Genomic DNA, 21042 nt, shown 5'->3' with positions numbered 1-21042 from the left:
GCGGCCCCAGGCACCATCGGCGCGCAGCGCCCGGCCGGCCTGCATGGCCGGAGGCTCGGCTCCGGCTCGCTCCCCTTCCCCTAACAAGCTGTTGAGGTGCTTTGATGCCCGTTCGTACGATGCTCTTGCTCTGCTTCGCGCCCTTTGTCATTGGCGCTCTCCAAGGTTGCGGCGGCGATGACGGCGGGGGCGAGAGCTCCGGGGGATCGACGCTCGGCGACTGTCCGCCCGACTCGACCGCGCAGGCGGACATGGGCTACCAGGCGCTCCAGAGCCAGTGCGTGCCCTGTCATTTGACGACCTCGATGGGCGCGTCCCGCATCAACGCCCCGGAGGACGTCAACGTCGACGACCCCGCCAGCGTCAGGGCCGAGGCGGAGGAGATCTTCGAGGAGATCCAGATCGGCGGGGCGAATGGCGCGGACGGGATGCCCATCGGCGCGAAGCTCTCCGACGACACGATCGAGGCCATCCGGGTCTACCTCGCCTGCGACGCGGCCCAGTAACGCCGCGCCCCCGCCACGCCCGCCTCTCACGTCCGAACGCCGGCGCGCCAGCTCACGAGAGGGCGCGCCGGCGGCTCGCCGCTCGCCTCGATCGCTGTGCGACCGCGCGATCCGGAGTATGGTGCAGCCATGTTCAGGCTGGATGCCCGCTCCGGGGCTGCCGCGCTCGCGCTGGCCGCCACGCTCGCGCTGACCGCGTCGCTCGGCGCCTCGTGCGCCGGCGCGCCCCCCGCGCAACGCGGGGCGGCGGCCTGCCCGCCGCTCTGCCCGCAGCCGGCGCCCCCGGCGAGCGCAGCGCCGGCGGGGCCCGTCGTCCCGGGCACGCCGGGCGAGGCGCCGGCGTTCGACCCCGAGCGCCTCACCCTCGTGCTGGACGACCCGCGGCTCGCGCAGGTGCAGAAGCTCGTCGAGCAGGAGGCGTACGCGGGCGCGGCCGCGGCGATGGCCCAGGCGCTGTCGGCGCCCCTGTCGCCCGCCGATGCCGCGGCGTTCCGCTACCAGCTCGGGCGGCTGCGCGTCCTCGCGGGCGATCCCGTGGGTGCGGCGAAGGAGTACGACGCCGCCGCGGCGGCGGGCGGGCCGCTCGCGGATCACGCGAGGTTCGCGGCGGCCGATCTCCTCGCCAGGGCGGGGCAGCCCGACGCGGCGCTCGCGCGCGCGCGCGCCGTCGCCTCGGACGTCGCGATCGCCGACGAGCTCGATCGCATCGTCGCCGGCGCGCTCGCCGACAAGGGCGACATCGAGGGCGCGGCCGCGCGCTGGCGCGCGTACCTCTCCCGCAGCTGGCCGGCGTCGACGTGGGTGCCCGAGGCGCTCCGCTTCGCCCGCGCGCTGCTCCGCCACCCGAGCCAAGACCACGCCGAGGAGGCGATCCGGGTCGCCCGGCGCGTCATCGACGAGGCGCCGGGCGGCGCCGGCGCCGGGGAGGCGAAGGAGATCCAGGACCAGGCCCTGTCGACGCTGCCGTTCGCGCGGCGCAAGCCGTTCCTCGATCTGGGCCCCGCCGATCTGCTCGCCCGCGCGCGCGCCCTGCTCGCCTCGCGCCAGGACAAGGAGGCGCTCGCCGTCACCGACGCGCTGATCGCCCTCCCCGAGGCGCAGGCGCCCTCGGCCTTCGCCTGCGACGCGTTCGCCGCGCGCGGCGAGGCGCTCGGGCGCCTCCGGCGGCGGGCCGAGGCCGCCGACCTCTTCGGCACGGCGATCGAGCGCTGCGGGCCGGCCGCGCCCGCCGCGGGCGCGAGCGCGCCCGACGCCGCAGGCGTGACGCCCGCTGCAGGTGCGAGCGCGCCCGCCCCGCGGCGGCCCGAGACCCTCTACAACGCCGGGCGCGCGTCGCTCCGCGTCGATCGGCACGCCGAGGCGGCCGCGCGCTTCGCGCTGATCGAGAAGGAATACCCGGAGCACCGGCTCGCGGACGACGCGCGCTACCTCGGCGCGCGCGCGCTGCTCGGGCTCGGGGACCAGGCGCAGTTCGTGCAGCTGCTCACCGCCATGCCCGACGACTACCCGTCGGGCGACATGGTCGCCGACGGCCTGTTCGAGCTCGCGCTCTTCGAGATGGAGCGCGGCGACTGGGCGGGCGCGGTCAGGCCGCTCGAGCGCGCGCTCGAGCGGTTCCCGCACGAACGGGCGTACCACGCCGCCGGCCGGCTCCCCTATTACCTCGGGCGCGCCCACATCGAGACGGGCTCGCCCGACAAGGGGAAGGCGCTGCTCGAGCAGGTGATCCGCGATTACCCGCTCTCTTTCTACATGGCGCTCTCCCACGCGCGGCTCGCCGACGTCGACCCCGCCGCCGCCGAGCGCGCCCTGTCCGCGGCCCTGGAGCGCGACGCGAGCGCGCCGTACACCGAGCTCAGGAGCCCGCTCTTCGCGCAGCCCGCGTTCACGCGCGCGCTCGAGCTCGCGCGCCAGGGGGAAGCGAGGCTCGCGCGGCGCGAGCTCGATCTGCTCGGCGTCGGAGGCAAGACGGCGCCGCGCGAGGTGATGTGGGCCTCGGCGTTCCTGCTCGCGCGCGCGGGCGCGCTGCCGCAGTCGTACAGCATCCTGCGCACCGCCATGGCGGCGCCGGCGGCCGTCGAGCTCGCGGGCGAGTGGGTCGATCACTACCCGGTCGGGCGCTGGCGCGGCGCGTGGGAGCTCGCCTATCCGCGCCCCTTCGCGGGCGTCGTCACCGCGGAGACCAAGCGGAGCGGGATCCCCGAGGCCCTCGCCTACGCGATCATGCGCGAGGAGTCGGCCTTCGACCCGAGGGTGGCCTCGCCGGCCCAGGCGTTCGGGCTGATGCAGCTCATCGTGCCGACAGCGAAGCGGATGGCCAAGCCGCTCGGGCTGCCGTGGAGCGCCAACGCGCTGAAGCGCCCCGAGGTCAACATCGCGCTCGGCTGCCGCTACCTCTCGCAGCTGCGCGGCCAGTTCTCGGACAACCCCCTGCTCGCGATCCCCGCCTACAACGCGGGGGGCGGCGCGCCGAAGCGATGGATCGCGGAGCGCCCCTCGCAGAGCTTCGACCTGTGGGTCGAGCGCATCCCGTACGAGGAGACGCGGCTCTACACGAAGCGCGTGATGACGAGCCTCGCCGTCTACGAGCTCCTCTACGCTGGCGCTCAGCCGGGCGAGGCCCTGCGGACGCCGCTCCCCGCGAGCCCGGCCGCGCGCTCGGCCGTGGCGAACGCCGCGCCCTGACCGCCGCGCCGGCGGAGCCGCGCGCCGGAGCGCCGGCGGAACCGGAAGCCAAACGCCGCCGAGGTTTCGGCGAGCTGGCCGCGCTCAAGCTTTGGTAGAGTCCGCGTGTGATCGACCCGTCGAGCCCTTCCCACCAGCTCGTGGGCGCCGTGCTCAACGGGCGCTTCCGGATCCTGCGACTCCTCGGCGAGGGGGGTATGGGCGCGGTCTACGAGGCCGAGAGCCTTCGCGGCGAGGGCAAGCGGGCGATCAAGGTGCTCCACCCCGAGTTCACGCAGGAGGAGCAGGTCCTCCACCGCTTCTTCGCCGAGGCGGAGGCGACGAGGGGGTTCGTCCACCAGAACATCGCCTCGGTCTTCGAGGCGACCCGCGCCGAGGACGGCACGCCCTACCTCGTCATGGAGCTCCTGCAGGGCGTCCCGCTCGCCGCGTACATCGACACGGGCAACCCGATCCCGCCGCAGCAGGCCGTGCCGATCATCCACGAGGTGCTCCAGGCGCTCATGGCGGCGCACAGCCACAAGGTGATCCACCGCGATCTGAAGCCGGAGAACCTGTTCCTCATCCGCGATCCGCGCGGGGGCTTCCGCGTGAAGGTGCTCGATTTCGGCATCGCGAAGGTGATGGACGCGGCCGGCGGAATGGGCCTGAAGACCCGCGCCGGCACGCTCCTCGGGACGCCCGGCTACATGAGCCCCGAGCAGATCAAGAACGCGCAGGGCGTCGACGCGCGCGCCGATCTCTGGAGCGTCGGCGTGATCTTCTACGAGATGCTCACGGCGACGCAGCCGTTCCCCGCCGAGAACGAGTTCGCGCGGCTCACCGCCGTGCTCGCCAAGGAGGTGCGCCCGATCGAGCAGGTCGCGCCCCACCTCGCGGCCTGGGGCCTCTTCTTCCAGCGCGCCCTCTCCAAGGACGTGGCCGGGCGCTTCCAGACGGCCGAGGAGATGGCGCAGACGCTGGGCGCCATCGCGCACCGCACGGGCATCGCGACGCCCAGCGCGCGGCCCGACGCGCCCGCGTCGCCCGCGCTGACGCACCAGCTGCCCTCGCTGCCGCCGCCGCAGCCGCTCCAGTACGCGACCCAGCCGCCGCAGAGCATGGCGCCGCCGCCGCAGAACGTGACGCAGCCGGTGCAGAGCGTGCCGCCGGCCGCGTCCAGGATCCCGACGGTGCCCCCGCCGCGCATGACGGCGCCGCCCATCCAGGCGTCCCCGTCGGTGGCGCCCACGGCGACCTTCTCGGTGACCAACAGGCCGACCCACATCAGCGCGCAGCAGCCCGCCGGCGCGCCGACGCTCACGGGCGGCCACTACGACGTGCGGGTCGTGGAGGTCCCCCTGGCCGCCGAGGGCGGGGGCTCGGAGGGCGCTGCCTGGTGGCTCGTGGGGCTCATCGGGCTCGTGTGCCTCGGCGTCGGCTTCGCGCTCGGCGTGCTGGTGAGCGGGTGAGCGCGTGAACGGGAGCGCCCGCGTCCGCGCCCTGCTCGCCGTCACCTGCGCCGCCGGCGCCCTGGGCGCGCCGCGGCCCACGCTCGGCGACCCGCCCGCGGAGCCCCCCGTGCCGGTCGTCGATCTGCACGTCGACGTGCCCTGGCAGGTCCACTTCAAGGGGCGCGACAGGCGCCTCGGCGAAGGCCACGCCCGCAGGGAGACGCTCGTCGCGGGCCACTACCTCGGCATCGTGCTGCCGATCTACCTGCCCGACCAGGCGCGCCCCGAGGGCCCGCAGATCGAGGACGCCAGCGCGGTCCTCGCGACGATCGAGGCGATCATCGCCGCGAACCCGGTGCTCCTCCCGCTCGGCGCGGCGCGGGCCGAGCCGGGGAAGATCAGCACGTTCCTCTCGATCGAGGGGGCCGGCGCGTTCGCGGCGGACATCGCGCAGATCGACCGCTTCATCGCGCGCGGCGTGCGGCTCATCAGCCCGAACCACGCGAAGAACACGCGGCTCTCGTCGTCCGCGACCGGCGGGCCGGCGGCGTACGGGCTGACCGAGCTCGGCAAGCGGTTCTGCGAGCGCGTCTACGACCAGGGCGCCCTGATCGACGTCTCGCACGTCTCGGACGCCGCGTTCGCGGATCTCGTCCCGATCGCCGCGGCGCGCGGCGCGCCGATCGTCGCGACCCACTCGAACGCGCGCGCGGTGGCGAACCGGCCGCGCAACCTGACGGACGAGCAGCTGCGGCTCATCGCGCGGAGCGGCGGGGTCGCGGGGCTCAACTTCCACGCCCCCTTCGTGAACGGCACGAGCGAGGCGGACGTCGACGACGTGGTCGCGCAGGTCGATCACATGGTCCGCGTGGCAGGCGTCGATCACGTGGCGATCGGCTCGGATTTCGACGGTGGCATCGTCCCGCCGAGGGGGCTCGACGACGCGTCGGCGCTGCCGGCGCTCGCCGCGCGGCTCAGGCAGCGCGGCATGTCGCGCGAGGACGTGGTGAAGATCTTCGCGCAGAACGCGCTGCGCATCCTCGGCTGGCGGCCGGCGATGGAGGCGAAGAGCGCGAGCGCGGCCGGCGGCGCGCGCCCGTAGCCGGGGGCCGCGGCGCGCCGGCGACGGCGACGCGCGCCCGCGACGGCGACGATGTCCTGGTCGCAGCGCCCGGCGCCCGAAGCGGCGGCGAGCGCCTTCGTCTGCATGGATGGCGTGGACGGCGCCGCGCCCCTCGGACTACCCTCCGGCTCCCGCCGGGAGGATCCCATGACCGATCTCGACGACCGCTGTCTCGACACGTTCCCCGAGTGGCTGCGCAGCCTCGCCTCGGACGCCACGGATCTGGCGGGCCTGCTCGCCTCGCCGGACAGCCCGGAGGCCACGCGCCGCTCGCTCGCGGGGGGCCTCAACTACCTCTTCAAGTCGCTCGACCTCATCCCGGACGGCATCGAGGATCTCGGCTTCCTCGACGACGCCTTCGTGCTGCGCGTCGCCGCGTCCTTCGCCGCCGCGGAGAGCCCGGAGCTGCGCGACCAGGCGCCGGCCCTCGCGCGGCTCGCCCGCGACGCGGAGCTCATCGCCGAGCTGCTCGGCGGCGACTACGCCCGGCTCAAGGGCTACGTGCGCTCGCTGGAGAAGGGCGCCGCGCGCGGCCGCACCGTCGACGACATCCTCGGCGACGAGCAGGCCCGCACCTCGTTCATGCACGAGATCACCGGCTGGGCGTCGAGCTACACCGCCCCGGGCTTCAGCCGTGACGCGAAGAATCTGATCAAGCTAAAATCATTCCTCTCCGCCAAGCTCCCGGCCTGATCGCGCGCGTCGAGGCGCCGCTGCGGCGCGCCACGGCGCGTCCACCGCTCGCCATGGTACACCCCCGATCATCCCCCGGAGGATCGCGTCCGATGTCAGCCGCTCTCCGCCTCACCGCGCTGCTCGCCGCACTGCTCGCCGCGGGCTGCGACGCCGACCGACCCGCCTCGACGGCGCACAGCCCCGCCGCCACCTCTCCGCCTTCGCGCTCGACAGGAGCCCCGGCCGCGCCGCCGCCCGACGCGGATCGCTCCTACGCGTACCCGGCCGCCGATCGCGTGGTCGCCATCGGCGACGTCCACGGCGACCTCGCGGCGACGCGCGCGGCCCTGCGGATCGCGGGCGCCATCGACGGCGCGGATCGCTGGATCGGCGGCAAGCTCGTGCTCGTGCAGACGGGCGACGAGATCGACCGCGGCGACGACGAGCAGATCATCGTCGACCTCTTCGATCGCCTCGCCGCCGAGGCGCGCGCCGCCGGCGGCGCCGTGTACGCGCTGAACGGCAACCACGAGGTCATGAACGTCCAGCTCGATTTCCGCTACGTCACCGAGGGCGGCTTCAAGGACTTCGAGGACGTGCCCGGGCTCGACGCGTCGGGCCCCCGCCTCGCGCCGGTGCCGCCCCCCGCGCGAGCCCGCGCCGCCGCGTTCGCCCCCGGCGGTCTCTACGCCAGGAAGCTGGCGGCGCGCGACGTGATCATCACGGTCGGCGACACCGTCTTCACGCACGGCGGCGTGCTCCCGGCCCACACGCGCTACGGCGTCGCGCGGATCAACCGCGAGGTGCGCGCGTGGATGGAGGGGAAGAGCCCCTCCGCCCCGACCGTGATCGCGGCCGAGGACAGCCCGGTGTGGGCGCGCCTCTACTCGAGCGACCCGCCGCCGAGCCCGGGGTCGCCCCCCTGCGCGGCGCTGGACCAGACCCTCGCGGCGATGTCCGCGAAGCGCATGGTCGTGGGCCACACGGTCCAGAGGCACGGCGCCACGTCGGCCTGCGGCGACAAGGTCTGGCGGATCGACGTCGGCATGGCGTCGCATTACGGCGGAAAACCAGCGGCGCTGGAGATTGTCGGTGACACCGTGCGCGTCTTGACGGCCGACGCAACCAAGGCAACCGACGCGGCCGAGGCAACCAGCACGACCAAACCGAAAAAATAGATGTAATTGTGAGAGAACTTCAGCGCCGTCCGCAATGCGATCGCGTGTCGTCCACGTCCACGTTGACAGCCACGCCCACGCCTCGCGCCAAGAACCGCCGGGGGAGAGGCCCCCGGGTGCGCCCCGAGCTCCATTGACGGGCGAGGCGAGAACCGGATAACGTGAATAGCAAACTGGGGTTCTTCGATCCCCAGGGGAAGGGAATCAGATGCCCGAGCGACCGCTCGCGCTGATCCACGAGGCGAATCTGAGCGACGGGGTGCCTGCCCTGACGCTCGGCGAGCGGCGCCCCCCCCTTCCGGTCCCCCGTGCTGCGCCCGCGCTCCTGAGCCGGCGCCAGCGGGTCGAGCGCTGTACCGCGTGGCTCGACGCGGGGAGCGGCTGATGGACGACGACGAGCTGCTGCGCGCCCTGACGCGCATCGCGCAGCGGGATCCGACGACCGATCCGCGCTGGCGCAGGCTCGCCGAAGAGACGCGCCCGGAGGGCGCGCAAGACGCTCCGGGAGACGCCGCGAACACCGCGGCGCGCGCGAGCGCCGGGCGGGAGGAGCGCGAAGTCCGGCCGCCCCTCGATGACGAGACCCGCGCCCGGCTCGCCGACCAGCTCCTCGCCCAGCTCCGGGAGCCGCGCGGTGGTGCGCCCGCGCCGCCTTCGCTGGCGCGTCCAGCGGTCGATCGGAAGTCGGGGATCCGCTTCCGGTGCCCCGAGGAGTGGGACTGCGACGCGGAGGAGGCGAGCGACGTCGCCGATGCCGCGCCGCTGGGCGCGGACGCCGACTCGCTCAGCGGGACGAGCGCGCCGTCCACCACGGACGCGCCGGTCTGTCGCACGATCGACGGAGAATCGGTGCCGCCCGGGACATCGGAGCCGCCGCGCGATGCGCGCTCGAGCGCGGCGCCCGGGCAGCCTGCCCAGGGCGCGCAGGACGGCGCGGAGGCCCTCGCCAGGCCGCCGCGCAAGGGCCTGCTGCACCCCGAGCTGCTCGTCGAGCGGCGGAGCGCGCGGCGGACGGCTCCGGCGGCGCGGGCCCGGGCGGCCGTGGGCGTGGTCGGCTGGGTCGTGTCGGCGGCGCTCGTGTCGCTGCTCGCGCTGCGGCCCGCGCCGTTCGCGCCGGGCGCCGCCCCGCTCCCCGACTACACGATCGCGACGACCCTCGGCGACGGCCCACAGCGGGGCGATCGCGGGCCGGGCAGCCCGCGCCACGTCGGCAGGGGCGAAAGGCTCACGATCGCGCTCTCGCCCGGCACGCGCGTACCGGCGCCGGTCGCGGTAAGGGCCTTTCTGGTGCAGGGCGGGAGCGCGCGCCCGTGGTCCGTGGAGCTGGCGCTGGACGGCGCCGGCGGCGGGCGCATCTCGGGCACGCGCGAGGAGCTGTTCCGGGGCGTCGCGGTGGGTCCCTGCGAGGTCGTCCTGGTGGTCGGCCACCCCGACGCGCTGCCAGGCCCGGACGACCCGCTGCCCGACGAGGACGCCATCCACCTGGCGGGCGGCCGGCTCCTGCGGCAGCGATTGTTCCTTGACTGACCGCCGCCTGCACGCATGAGGTAGCCCGTCCCTTCCCTGGCGAGGGAGGCCCGCCTCGCCCGCGGGCGCGCTCGACCCGGCGCGCGCTCGACCCGGCGCGCGCCGCCGTCCCTGGCCGGGAAGGGCAGAGGGCATCACGCATGAACCGACGGATGTTCAAGAGCAAGATCCACCGCGCGACCGTGACCCACGCGGATCTGCACTACGAGGGCAGCGTCACGATCGACGCCGACCTCCTGGAGGCCGCCGACATCCTGCCGTACGAGGCGGTCGACATCTGGAACGTGACGCGCGGCTCCCGGCTGACCACGTATGCGCTCGCGGGGGCGCGCGGCTCGGGCGTCGTGTGCATCAACGGCGCGGCGGCGCACCTCAATCAGCCCGGCGACCTCGTGATCATCGCGACGTTCGCGGACATGGACGACGCCGAGGCGCGGCGGCACACGCCGCGCGTGCTCCGCGTCGACGGGCACAACCGGCCGCTCGCCGACCAGCCGCCCGAGACGCCGGGCCCGCTCGCGCCCAACTGAGCGTGCGCGGGCCGGCCGGGCGCCTCGCCCGGGGGCGCCGGCGCCGCGCGCCCAGCGAACCAGCGGAGCGCGCGCGTCACCCAGCGTGCGGCAGCGCCCGCGCGAGCGGCGCGCGGGCCAGCCGGACGAAGCGCGCCGAGAGCCCCCCCGCGACGGCGATGAGCCCCGCGGTGAACCCGAACCAGAGCCCGCGGACGCCCAGGTCGAGCCCGAAGGCGAGCCCGATCGACAGCGGCAGGCCGAAGGCCCAGTGGGCTCCGAGGTTGGCCCAGAAGGGGAACCGCACGTCGCCCGCCCCGCGCAGCGCGCCGGCGGCGACCGCCTGGACGCCGTCGAACAGCTGGAAGAGCGCGGCGATGCGGAGCAGCGGGACGCCGATGGCGAGGACGTCGGCGTCCGGGGTGAACGCGCCGATGAGGGCGCGAGGGAACGCGGCGTACATCGAGGCGCTCACGCACATGAGGCCGGCGCCGAGCAGGAGACCGAGCAGGCCGGGGCGCAGCGGCGACCGGCCCGCGCCGACCGCGTGCCCCACGCGGACGGCGGTGGCGCCGCCGACGCCGATGGCGCCCATGAACGTGAAGGAGGCGAGCCCGATGGCGATCTGGTGCGCCGAGACCACGGTCGCGCCGAGCCGCCCGGCGAGCAGCGCCGTCATCCCGAACACGCCGACCTCGGCGAGGAGCTGCAACCCTATCGGCACGCCGAGCCGGTAGACCACCGCCACCGGCACCGCGCCCTCCTGCTCGCGGGGCGCCGCGCGCCGGCGCCCCGCTGCGAAGAGCACGATCGACGACAGCACCGCGCTGGCGAGGCTCGCGGCGAGCCCCGCGCCGAGCGCGCCGAGCTGCGGCAGGCCGAGCGGCGGCAGGCCCACCCAGCGCAGCGCCTCGTCGCCGCGGACCATCAGGTTGCAGGCCACGACGTTGACCGCGTTCGCCGCGATGACGGCGACGAGCGCGGGCCGCGTCGCGCCGTGGGCCTGGAGGAAGTTTTTCCCGGCGAGGAACACCGGCCAGAGGAAGATCCACAGCGCGTGGCCGAGGATGTACCGGCGCACGCCGGGGACGAGCGCCGGATCGACGCCCATGGGCGCGAGCGCGAAGGTCGCCGCGAGCGCGGCCCCGAACGCGACGACGCTGACGAGCAGGCTCGCGCGCAGGGTCGCGCGCAGCGCCGCCCACGCCAGCCCCGGGCGACCGGCGCCGATCGCCTGCGACGCGAGCGGCTCGACCGCGGCCGAGACGCCCATCCCGAGCGCGTTGCTCGTGTGGACGATCGTCCTCCCCATCGCGCAGGAGGCGAGCTCGTCCACCGAGACGCGCCCCACGATCGCGACGTCGACGAGCGCCATCGCGACGAGCCCCGCCTGCGCCACCGCGATCGGCAGCGCAAGGCGCGCCAGGACGCGCAGCTCGGACGGCGCGCTGTCCGCGGCGAGAGGGGCGGAAGCAAGGTTCAAGGGTTCACCGGCTCGAGGAAGGGGCGCCACCATAGCGCGCCGGGGTGGGAGCGCTCGCCGGAGGTGGGGTGAAGTTCTAAAAGATCAACAGTTACACAAGCTTATCAAGAAACAAGCGAGCCGGTTCGAGAGGAGAAGAACGAGAAAAAAACGCAAAGACGCAAAGGCGCAAAGACGCAAGGGAGAGAGATGGAACCTCTCCCAGCTCCGGGCCTCGTCTTGGGCAGACAGCACATTTCCGTGCTTCGGCACGACGCCCTGCACCCAGCAGTGCTCAATCATTCCTCTCTCTTTTTTGCGTCTTTGCGTCTTTGCGTCTTTGCGTTTTTTCTTCTTCTTCCCGCCACGCGTCGCCCCGCCCTCTTCGCGCCCGCGCCCCAGGCCTCACCAGGCGAGGTGCGCCCGACCGTCGAGGTACACGCGCTGCGCCTCGCCGAGGCCCGTCGACTCGCCCTCCACGACGCGCAGGATCCCCGTCGCGGGCCCGAGCGCCACCTCCCGCCCCGCCTCGAAGCGCTGCATCCGGACCAGGGCGCGGTAGGCCTTGTCCAGCAGGAGGGCCCGCTCGCGCGACGGCGCCACGAGGTACGCGAGATCGCGGTCGCCGCCGGGCGCGCCGCGCCGCACCTCGGCCTCATCCAGCGCGCCGCCCGGGAAGAAGCGGGCGAGCATCTCCGCGTTCCCGCGGTAGTCGTCGGCCCCGCGCGCGCGGCGCAGGTAGGTCAGCACCTCCGGCTCCGCGTGGCCGGCCTGCGGCACGTCGGGCATGCCGCGCAGGTCCTGGTGCCGCCATCCGGCCGCGCCGGGCACCTTGCGCGCCAGCGAGAAGGTGTGATCCACCGTCACCCCCACCGCGCCGTGGCAGCCCATGCACGCCCGGTGCTCCTCCGCGGTCTGCAGCCGCAGCCGGCCCTGCTCGTCCTCGATGAACGCCTGGATCTGCCAGCCGAACGCGTTGCGCAGGCCGACCTCGGGCCCGCCCGGGTGGAACGGCGGCTGCCCCTCGTCCTTCTCCTCCGCCTCGCGCTCGTACGCGCGCGCGATCGCCCAGTCGTCCGGCTCGTCGACCTTGCGCGCGTAGCGCAGCTCCTTCATCCGCGCGGCGAGCAGCGCCGGGCGATCCGGGTCGAGGTACCGCACCGAGTGCAGGAGCTCCGCCCCGCGCGGGTAGAGCCACGCCCGCAGCGGGACGCCGGCCGCCCCGCCGGCGTACCGCGCGGGCAGGCGGACGACGCGCGTCACCGCGGGCTCGAGCGCGCCGTCGCCGTCGAGATCGAAGCCGGCGAGGAGCTCGCTCACCGGCTCCACCTCCCGCCCGGCGGCCGCCTCCGCGGGCCCGGCCGCGCCCTCCCTCGGCAGGGGCGACGGCGACGCGATCGCCGCCTCGAGCAGCGCGAGGTTCAGCTTGTACACCTCGCGCGACGGCGCGCCCGAGGCGTCCTCGCGGAACGCGGCCGGCAGCCGGAGGAACACGTCGCCGGCGCTGCCGTTCGTGGGCCAGAAGCTGCCGGGGAACGGCTTGTAGCGGACCGCGCGGAAGCCGCTCCCGTCGCGCGCGAAGCCCTCCTCGTCGAGCCCGGCGCCGAGGTCGAGATCCGGCACATAACCCGGGTAATCCCGGCGCGCGGCGAGCGCCTCGCGCAGCGGCGCGTAGTTGTCCTCCCGGATGTACTCGAGGATCTCCGCGTCGCTCGTCCGGGCGGCGGCGGCCGAGAGGTCGTCGAGCAGGTTCGTCCAGGGGTTCTTCCGGGCCGCGTCCGAGAAGCTGTACTCGCGCTGGAGCTCGTGATCGGCGAGCGTGTTCGGGCCGATCCCGATCGTGTGGCACGTCCAGCAGCCGTTCGCGCCGCTGGCCGTGGTCGCGTAACACATCGGCGGGATCGACGCCTCGGGGTTGCCCGCGTGCCCGGCGCGCGCGACCGCGGTGGCGAGCGGGTCGTAGCCGCCCCCGCCGCAGCGCGCGCCCGCGGCGAGGACGGCGGACACCGCCGCGAAGGCCAGGGGCGCGGACAGCAGGCGCGCGCGGCGGGCGGGCATCGAGGGGATCACTCGGGCAGGAAGGTGACCGCGATGACGCTCGACAGGGAGGCGTCGCCCTTCGGCCAGGTGCTGTACGCGTTCTCGCCGGGGTGCTGCACCGACATGAAGATCGTGCCCATGTCGGGCGTGAAGGACGGGCCGGTCGCCTCCGCGTCGCTCGGCAGCCCCACGACACGGAACGCCTTGCCGAAGCTCGGCTGGGTCACGCCCGGCTGGCCCGCGCGGTGGGCGGGGTCGAGATCGAGGTAGTAGAAGGCGTCCGCGTGCGAGGCCACGCCGAAGTTGCCGTCGGTGCCGAACCACACGCCGCCATCGCGGTCGAGGAGCAGGTTGTCCGGGCAGGAGGCGTCGAAGTCGCCCTGCCCCTTCGAGCCGTGCCAGACCTCGAAGTACAGGAACTCGGTCGACGCGCCCGGGTTCGCGGGGTCGGACTCCTCCAGGGCGAAGATCGAGCCCACGGCGTCCGCGCGCTTCGGGGACTGGGTCGCGTGGGTCGCCGGATCGAAGACCGCGCCGCCCTGATCGAGCGACGTCTGCCCCGTGTGGTTGGTGAACGCCACGTAGATGCGCGGCGTGCCGCTCGGATCGCGCGGGTTCCACTCGATGTCCTCGGGCCGGTTCAGCTCCATGATCCCGACCTTGTTGCTCACCGTGAACAGCGCGCGCCAGACGTCGTAATCCGTCTGGAAGCCGCCGATCCGGTTCCAGGTCACGTCGCGCAGCGCGTCGCCGACGGTCCTGGCCGGGTCGCCGAGCGCGGCCGCGTTCGGCGCGATCGCGGCGCTGTCGACGGAGAGCTCGATCCACTGCCCCGTGCCCGGGGCCGCCTCGGTCGGGGCCGCGTGGGTCGCGACCAGGGTGTTGCCGGTCGTGTTGTCGAGCCCGGCCATGTGCGCCGCGTAGAGCTTGCCCTCGTCGAGCAGCGCGCGGATCGCCGCCCGCGTCATCCCGGCCGTGTACGTGCCGCTGGTCACGTACTTGTAGATGCGGCCGCCGCGGCGATCGTCGGTCCCGTAGACCACGATCGGCCGACCGGGCACGAGCCTCCACGCGTCGTCGACCGCGAACGTCGCGGCCTCCCAGCGGGCGCGGCCCATGAACCCGAACTTCTTGTGGCCCGTGCCCGGCTGCGTCTTGCCGTCGTACTCGCCCGCGGGCTGGCCCGGGTCGATCTCGGTGAGATAACCGTAATGGTCGCGCGGCTGCCGGCCGTTCGGATCGGAGATGCGCCCGAACTCCGCGCTGGTGCTCGCCTCGAAGACCGGGCTCACCGGCGCGCCCGGGTCGAAGCCCCGGCCGGTGAGGAACCGCTGATCGCCCGACCAGCTCGCCTCGAGATCACCGTAGTAGTCCTGCACGTTCTCCTCGGCGGTGATCACCGTGCCCCACGGCGTCTGCCCGCCGGCGCAGTCGCCCATGATGCCTGCCACGAGCCCGCCCGCGAGCGCCGCGCCGGTCGTGTCGTCGTGGCCCGGACTCGAGAGCTCGTGCCCCGCGACGCGGCTCAGCGTCTTGCTCGTGGCGTCGTAGCGGACGGCGGTCGCGCTCCGGTCGACCGACCATGCGCCCGTCGCCGGGTCCTGCACGGTGCGGAGCCAGGAGCCGCCGACCTCCTTCTTTTCCCAGCGGATATAGGTGTCGACGTCCGCCTGCGACCAGACGTTCGACTCGACGTCGTTCGTGAGGACGCCGAGCTTGCGCAGGTGCCGGGCCAGCGTGAGGTGCTGCCCTGTCGGCGCGGAGCTGACCGTCGGGCTCCGCCCGGAGACGTACTCGTGGTTGACCCAGAGCCACCCGGCGGTGGCGGAGCCGTTCCACTGCGGCGCGTCGCCCGCGGTGGCGGCCCACCCTTCGCCGAAGAACGCCGTGTAATCGTTGTTGGCGCCGAAGCGGGGCGCTTCCGGCGCGGTGCTGACGGTCAGCGGATCGAGCCAGGTCACCACGATGTCGGAGCGCACGCCGGCGAGCGCCCGGATGGTGTCGGTCGCGGCCGCGCGGAGCGGGAACTGCTCGCCCTCGGGCAAGGTGCCGGCGGCGAACAGCGCGACGCGCTCTCTCACGTAGTCCCCGAGGTTCGCAGCGCTGCTCCACACCGGCGCGTCCTCGCCGGGCGCCCCGGGCTCACCAGGCGCTCCGGGCTCACCAGGCGCTCCGGGCTCACCAGGCGCTCCGGGCTCACCAGGCGCTCCGGGCTCCCCTTGCTCCCCGGGCTCACCAGGCGCTCCGGGCTCACCAGGCGCTCCGGGCTCCCCTTGCTCCCCGGGCTCTCCCTGCTCACCGTTCGCGCCGTCCTTGCCCGGTGCGCCCTGTTCACCGGGCGCCCCGGGCGCGCCCTTCGCGCCATCCTCGCCGCAACCGCTCCCGATCGCGGCAAGACCGCCAGCGAGCACCAGAAGCAACGTCGTCCTCAGGGTCCGCCTCGTCATCATTTCCTCGTCTCCGCCGGGGTAATGGCCGCAGACGATGCCTGATGACGGTGGCGCCCCAATGTCCCTCACGCGACGAGTTGTTGTCAGAGATCGCCTGACCCTCGATCGGGCGTGTCATGAGCACCGCACGACAGGCGGCCACGCGCCGGGGCCACGGCGAAGATGCCCTCAGAGGACCGGCGGAGCCGCGCTGCTCGTCATGACCGCGCGGCCGTCGTCGCCGCGCTACTCGTCATCCTCGTCGGGCACGACGACGTCTTGACCGAAGCGCGCGCGCGCCTCGAGCAGCTCCCTGTCCGAGATCCAGGTGCGCTCGCAGCCGAGGAGCGGCTCTACCTGATAGACGTCCTTGCGCTGCTCGCCGTGTCCGTCTTCGAGGACCCGGACTACCTCGTGATGGAGGCCGCAGGTGGGGCAGAGCGCTCGCATGAAGGGTCCCTATAGTGCGGGCGCGCTGGGCGCAAGGCCCTCCCCTGCGCGCCGTCGACCGCGGAGCGGCGTCGGGCGGCGGGGGAGGTCAGCGCGTGCGAGAGGGGAGCGGCAGGGCGCGGGGAGCGCCGAGCGCGAGAGGAGACGCCCGGCTCAGGCCGTGGCGCGGGCGCCGGCAGCGGCGGTCGTCTTCTCGTCCGACTTGATCCGCATCCCGTAGAAGGAGCGGTACACGAACACCGTCGAGAGCACGAAGAAGATGCCCGCGAGCACGAGGCTCGTCCCGCGGTCGATCTCGATCGCCAGCTCGACCGCGAGGAGGCCGAACAGCGTCGTGAACTTGATGATGGGGTTCATCGCGACGGACGAGGTGTCCTTGAAGGGGTCGCCCACGGTGTCGCCGACGACCGTCGCCGCGTGGAGCGGCGTGCCCTTCTCCTTCAGCTCCACCTCGACGAGCTTCTTCGCGTTGTCCCAGGCGCCGCCGGCGTTCGCCATGAAGATCGCCTGATAGAGCCCGAAGAGCGCGATGCTGATGAGGTAGCCGATGAAGAAGAACGGCTCGAGGCAGGCGAAGGCGAGCGTCGAGAAGAAGACGCCGAGGAAGATGTTGAACATCCCCCGCTGCGCGTACTGCGTGCAGATCTCGACCACCTTCTTGCTGTCGGTGATCGAGGCCTTCTCCACGCCATCGAGGCGGATGTTCGCCTTGATGAACTCGACCGCGCGGTAGGCGCCTGTCGAGACCGCCTGGGTCGACGCGCCGGTGAACCAGTAGATGACCGCGCCGCCCGTCACGAGGCCGAGCAGGAACGGCGGGTGGAGCAGCGAGAGCTTGTCCACGTTCGTCGTCAGCTTGCTCGTGAGCACGACGATGATCGAGAAGATGAGCGTCGTCGCGCCGACGACCGCCGTCCCGATGAGCACCGGCTTGGCCGTCGCCTTGAAGGTGTTGCCCGCGCCGTCGTTCTCCTCGAGGAAATGCTTCGCCTTGTCGAAGTTCGGCGTGAAGCCGAAATCCTTCTTGAGCTCGGCCTCGACGTTCGGGACGCTCTCGATGAGCGAGAGCTCGTAGACCGACTGCGCGTTGTCGGTCACAGGGCCGTAGGAGTCGACCGCGATGGTCACCGGGCCCATGCCGAGGAAGCCGAACGCCACGAGGCCGAAGGCGAAGACGCTCTCGGCGATCATGAGCTGCCCGAGGCCCTGGGCGGAGAAGAAGTACGAGATGGCCATCAGCACGACGAGGACGATGCCCATCCAGTACGCGCTGAAATTGCCGGCCGTCAGGCCCGAGAGCACGTTCAGCGAGGCGCCGCCCTCGCGCGACGCGGTCACGACCTCGCGGACGTGGCCCGACTCGGTCGAGGTGAAGATCTTGGTCATCTCCGGGATGATGGCGCCCGCCAGGGTGCCGCAGGTGATGATCGACGAGAGCTTCCACCAGAGCGTCGTGTCGCCCCCGATGTTCGGGATCATGAACGCCGAGACGGCGTAGGTGAGCGCGACCGACACGAGCGAGGTCAGCCAGACGAGGCGCGTCAGGGGGGCCTCGAAGTTCATCTTGTCGGCGTCGGCGTAGGACGCCTTCGCGATCGCCTCGTTGAGGAGGTACGAGCCGATGCTCGCGAGGACCATCACGATGCGCATCACGAAGATCCAGACGAGCAGCTGGACCTGGACGGCGGCGTCGGGGACGGCGAGGAGGATGAACGAGATGAGCGCGACGCCGGTGACGCCGTATGTCTCGAAGCCGTCGGCGCTCGGGCCGACCGAGTCGCCGGCGTTGTCGCCGGTGCAGTCGGCGATGACGCCCGGGTTGCGCGCGTCGTCTTCCTTGATGTTGAAGACGATCTTCATCAGGTCCGAGCCGATGTCGGCGATCTTCGTGAAGATGCCGCCCGCGATGCGGAGCGCGGAGGCGCCGAGCGACTCGCCGATGGCGAAGCCGATGAAGCACGGGCCGGCGTAGTCGGCGGGGATGAAGAGCAGGATCACCAGCATGAGCATGAGCTCGGTGCTGATGAGGACGGCGCCGATGCTCATCCCGGCCTTGAGCGGGATCGCGTACGTCGGGAACGGCTTGCCCTTGAGGCTCGCGAACGCGGCGCGCGAGTTCGCGAACGTGTTGATGCGCATGCCGAACCAGGCGACGCCGCAGCTGCCGGCGATGCCGACCAGGCTGGCCAGCAGGATGACCACGACCTTCGTGGCCTCCATGTGGCGCAGCACGCCGAAGTAGAGAACCATGACCGCGCCGATCAGGATCTCGAGCAGCAGGATGAACTTGAACTGCGTGACCAGGTACGTCTTGCAGGTCTCGTAGATGAGCTCCGAGATCTCCCGCATCGCGCGGTGGACCGGGAGTTTGTTCAGCTGCGAGTAGATGACGAGCCCGAACGCGAACCCGAGCGCGCAGACGCCGATGCCGCCCATGAGGAGCGTGCGGCCGTCGATGCCACCGAAGGACTGGGTGCTTAGGTCGGGGAGGATGAGATCGGATTCACTGGCGCTGGCGAGCCCGCCGCTGAGCAGCAGGGCGAGCGCGGCGAGCCCGGCCAGCATCGGTGCGAGCCAGGCCTTGTGGGACCGGAGAACGTTCATGGACGGTGTGCCTCCATCGCAAAATCCGAGGCAGAGGACGGCGCCATCGCCGCTCGCTGCTTCGTGGTTCCGAGGGGTTGGCCGCCTGCGTAAAGGGGAAGGGGACCGGCGCGCTGCCGGAGGGGCTCTTGCTCTAACGCCGACGCTTCAGCACAGCCTCGTCCCTCGACGACCGGAGGGTGTCGGAGCGCCCAGAGCTGCCAGGCATGCCTCCACCGTGACCGGACCCCCGAGGCGCGCGCTAGCTACCATGCACCCGGGACGCCGTCGAGAGGGCGCGACGCGCGCCCACGACGAGAAGGTCTGTCATCGGCGCGACGTCAGGAGATGACGTAGGGAGATTACGTACGATGGTGAAAGAAAGAAGCGCGCACGACCGAACGCTGTTCCACGCTGTCGCGTTCGGTCGCATTCAGCTGCGCTCGGACGCTTTCAGCGGCGCTCGATCGCGTTCAGCTGTCGTCGTCCGTGTTCAGTTGCGCTCGGTCGCGTTGTTCAGCCGCCGATCCGAGCCGGAGAGCCGCTGATCCGAGCCCGAGTCCGCGCCAGGGCTGGCGTGGGACGTGAGCAGCTCCGCCACGAGATCCCGACACTCCGGCTTGTTGCGGAGGTGGCTCAGCAGCAGGTTGGAGGCCTCGCTGAACGACTTCTCGTAGGCGAGCCCCTCGCGCGTGCGCGCCGCGACGCGCTCGCGCCCCTGCGCCAGGTCCTCCTCCAGGGCCTCGGCGTAGCGGGCGAGCTGGGCGCGGAGCTCGTCGATCTGGCGGCGCAGGTCGCGCGCGTTCGCCTCGCGCGTGTTCTTCTTGTGCTCGTAACGCCCGAGCTGCTCGCGCTTCGCCTGCGCGGTCGCGCCGGCCGCGCCCGCGCGCTCGTAGATGAGCGGATCGTGGTTGCCCTGGCGGGCCGCCCCGTCCGCCAGCTGGCGCGCGGAGAGCGCGAGCTTCTCGGCGGCGGTGAGCTCGACGCGGACCTTCTCGACGTCCTCGCCGTCGGCCATCGCCTCGCGCATCACGCGCGACTCCTCGTGCGCGAGCTCCTCGACCTTGCGGCCGATCTCGGCGCGCAGCGCGCGGCCGCGGCGCTCGAGCGCCTCGAGCTTGCGGGTGAGGCTCGCGACCTCGCCCTCGAGCTTGTTGGCGCGCGCCGCGAGGTCCCAGGCCTGCGCAAGGCCGTTCTGGACCTCCTGCGGCACCTGCCCGGACGGGTAGGCGCGGGAGACCATGCGCGAGAACAGGGCCGCCCGGCTCGCCCACTCGATGACGCCCGCGCTCTGCGGCGGCGGCGGCGGCGGCGGCACCGGCACGCCGTCGCTGCCCTCGACCTCCCACGCGTGGGCCGGGAGCCCGCGCTGGAGCGCCTTCAGCTCCTCCTGGAGGTGATGGGCGTCGCGGTAGCGCTTGCGGATGTCCTTCTCGAGCAGGCGCAGCACGATCGCCTCGCCCTGCGCGTGCGCGTCGGGGCGGATCGAGCGGGGCCGCGGCGGCGCGTGGGTCCGCTGCATCTCGAGGAGCGTGTCGCGGTCGTTCGCGCGGAAGGGGAGCTGCCCGGTCAGCATCTCGAAGAAGAGCACGCCGAGCGCGTAGAGGTCGGACTGCGACGTCGCCTCCTCGCCGCGCGCCTGCTCGGGCGACATGTACTCGGGCGTCCCGAAGACCGCGCCCTTCGGGGCGAGGCGCGGGTCGCGCGCGATGGCGGCGAGGCCGAAGTCGAGGATCTTGACGAAATCCTTCCGGCCGCCGCGGTGGGTGAGCAGGATGTTGTCGCTCTTCAGATCGCGGTGCACGACGCCGAGGTCGTGGGCGCGCGCGAGCGCCGCGCACATCTGCTCGAGGATGTCCACCGATCGCGCGATCGGCATCGGGCCGCGCGCGAGCTCCGCCGAGAGCGGCGTGCCGACGAGGTATTCCATGACGAGATAGAGCTCGCCCTCCTCGGTCTCGCCGATGTCGTGGATATCGATGATGTGGGCGTGATCAACGCGGTTTGCGGCGCGCGCCTCGCGCAGCATCCACGCGCGGAGGTGGGTCTCTCCGCGGAGATCGGGCCGGATGAGCTTCAGGGCGACGACCCGGTCGATCAGCACGTGGCGGGCGCGATAAACGACGCCCATGCCGCCTTCGCCAAGCCGTGCCTCGAGCCGGTACCTGCCGGCCACGACCTTCCCGATCAACGGATCGGTGCTCGAAGCCTTGGGACCTGCCGGTCGCTGAATCGCGCGCTCCATGGTGCCTTCGTTTCTCCTCAGCGCTCCCCAGAAGAGCCGTTCTCGTCTCTCAGGGCCCTATTGCGCTGTGCGGTGAGTCGGATCGCTCGCTGAACGTATCCGGTTTGAAACAGCCGGTCTACGGGCCCGCGGTCGGGTTGCGATGAATATCGTGCGAGCTCCGCGTGGAGGTGGGGTGGGAGACCGGCGCCGATGAC

At 72.9% G+C, this 21042-nt stretch carries 16 protein-coding genes; 9 read left to right on the top strand and 7 right to left on the bottom strand.

Annotated elements, in window-relative coordinates:
- Positions 1-104: 104 nt before the first annotated feature.
- The 9 genes from WMF27_RS04950 (at position 105) to panD (ending at position 9657) form a co-directional block, all read left to right on the top strand.
- On the top strand, positions 105-506 hold the full coding sequence (locus tag WMF27_RS04950) for a c-type cytochrome (protein ID WP_437761401.1): 402 nt from the start codon (positions 105-107) through the stop codon (positions 504-506).
- A 129-nt stretch (positions 507-635) separates the two neighbouring features.
- Positions 636-3191, top strand: coding sequence for a transglycosylase SLT domain-containing protein (locus tag WMF27_RS04945; protein ID WP_437761402.1), 2556 nt, complete (start codon positions 636-638; stop codon positions 3189-3191).
- Between the two features lie 107 nt (positions 3192-3298).
- Positions 3299-4642 (top strand): protein kinase domain-containing protein, encoded by a 1344-nt coding sequence (locus tag WMF27_RS04940; protein WP_437761403.1) that lies wholly within the window; start codon positions 3299-3301, stop codon positions 4640-4642.
- Between the two features lie 4 nt (positions 4643-4646).
- Positions 4647-5726, top strand: a complete 1080-nt coding sequence (locus WMF27_RS04935; RefSeq protein WP_437761404.1) for a dipeptidase — start codon at positions 4647-4649, stop codon at positions 5724-5726.
- Between the two features lie 168 nt (positions 5727-5894).
- Positions 5895-6440 (top strand): DUF1232 domain-containing protein, encoded by a 546-nt coding sequence (locus WMF27_RS04930; RefSeq protein ID WP_437943889.1) that lies wholly within the window; start codon positions 5895-5897, stop codon positions 6438-6440.
- Positions 6441-6532: 92 nt separating this feature from the next.
- Entirely contained in the window at positions 6533-7600 is a 1068-nt protein-coding gene (locus WMF27_RS04925) for a metallophosphoesterase (protein ID WP_437761406.1), read from the top strand.
- 208 nt (positions 7601-7808) lie between these two features.
- A complete protein-coding gene (locus WMF27_RS04920) occupies positions 7809-7985 on the top strand; it encodes a hypothetical protein (protein ID WP_437761407.1) in 177 nt (58 codons plus the stop codon).
- On the top strand, positions 7961-9127 hold the full coding sequence (locus WMF27_RS04915; RefSeq protein ID WP_437943888.1) for a hypothetical protein: 1167 nt from the start codon (positions 7961-7963) through the stop codon (positions 9125-9127). The genes WMF27_RS04920 and WMF27_RS04915 overlap by 25 nt, the downstream gene beginning before the upstream one ends.
- A 140-nt stretch (positions 9128-9267) precedes the next feature.
- Positions 9268-9657 (top strand): aspartate 1-decarboxylase, encoded by a 390-nt coding sequence (panD, locus tag WMF27_RS04910; protein ID WP_437761409.1) that lies wholly within the window; start codon positions 9268-9270, stop codon positions 9655-9657.
- A gap of 76 nt (positions 9658-9733) precedes the next feature.
- Here panD and WMF27_RS04905 read toward each other — a convergent pair whose 3' ends face one another.
- From WMF27_RS04905 to WMF27_RS04875, 7 genes are all read right to left on the bottom strand, one after another.
- Complete coding sequence (locus tag WMF27_RS04905; RefSeq protein ID WP_437761410.1) at positions 9734-11119, bottom strand: MATE family efflux transporter; 1386 nt, start codon at positions 11117-11119, stop codon at positions 9734-9736.
- Between the two features lie 384 nt (positions 11120-11503).
- On the bottom strand, positions 11504-13156 hold the full coding sequence (locus WMF27_RS04900) for a hypothetical protein (protein WP_437761411.1): 1653 nt from the start codon (positions 13154-13156) through the stop codon (positions 11504-11506).
- Between the two features lie 8 nt (positions 13157-13164).
- Positions 13165-15252: a PhoX family protein gene (locus WMF27_RS04895; protein ID WP_437761412.1), complete on the bottom strand. Its 2088-nt coding sequence runs from the start codon at positions 15250-15252 to the stop codon at positions 13165-13167.
- On the bottom strand, positions 15216-15437 hold the full coding sequence (locus WMF27_RS04890) for a hypothetical protein (protein ID WP_437761413.1): 222 nt from the start codon (positions 15435-15437) through the stop codon (positions 15216-15218). Before WMF27_RS04890 ends, WMF27_RS04895 begins: the two co-directional genes overlap by 37 nt.
- 376 nt (positions 15438-15813) lie before the next feature.
- On the bottom strand, positions 15814-16017 hold the full coding sequence (locus WMF27_RS04885; protein ID WP_437297996.1) for a hypothetical protein: 204 nt from the start codon (positions 16015-16017) through the stop codon (positions 15814-15816).
- Positions 16018-16170: 153 nt separating this feature from the next.
- Positions 16171-18621: a sodium-translocating pyrophosphatase gene (locus WMF27_RS04880; RefSeq protein WP_437761414.1), complete on the bottom strand. Its 2451-nt coding sequence runs from the start codon at positions 18619-18621 to the stop codon at positions 16171-16173.
- 472 nt (positions 18622-19093) lie between these two features.
- Positions 19094-20845 (bottom strand): protein kinase domain-containing protein, encoded by a 1752-nt coding sequence (locus WMF27_RS04875; protein WP_437761415.1) that lies wholly within the window; start codon positions 20843-20845, stop codon positions 19094-19096.
- Positions 20846-21042 lie beyond the last annotated feature (197 nt).

Source organism: Sorangium sp. So ce281, assembly GCF_051527395.1.
Lineage (GTDB): Bacteria > Myxococcota_A > Polyangia > Polyangiales > Polyangiaceae > Sorangium > Sorangium cellulosum_B.
The sequence above is the reverse complement of the archived record's forward strand: the minus strand, read 5'-3'. Positions and strand labels throughout refer to the sequence as shown.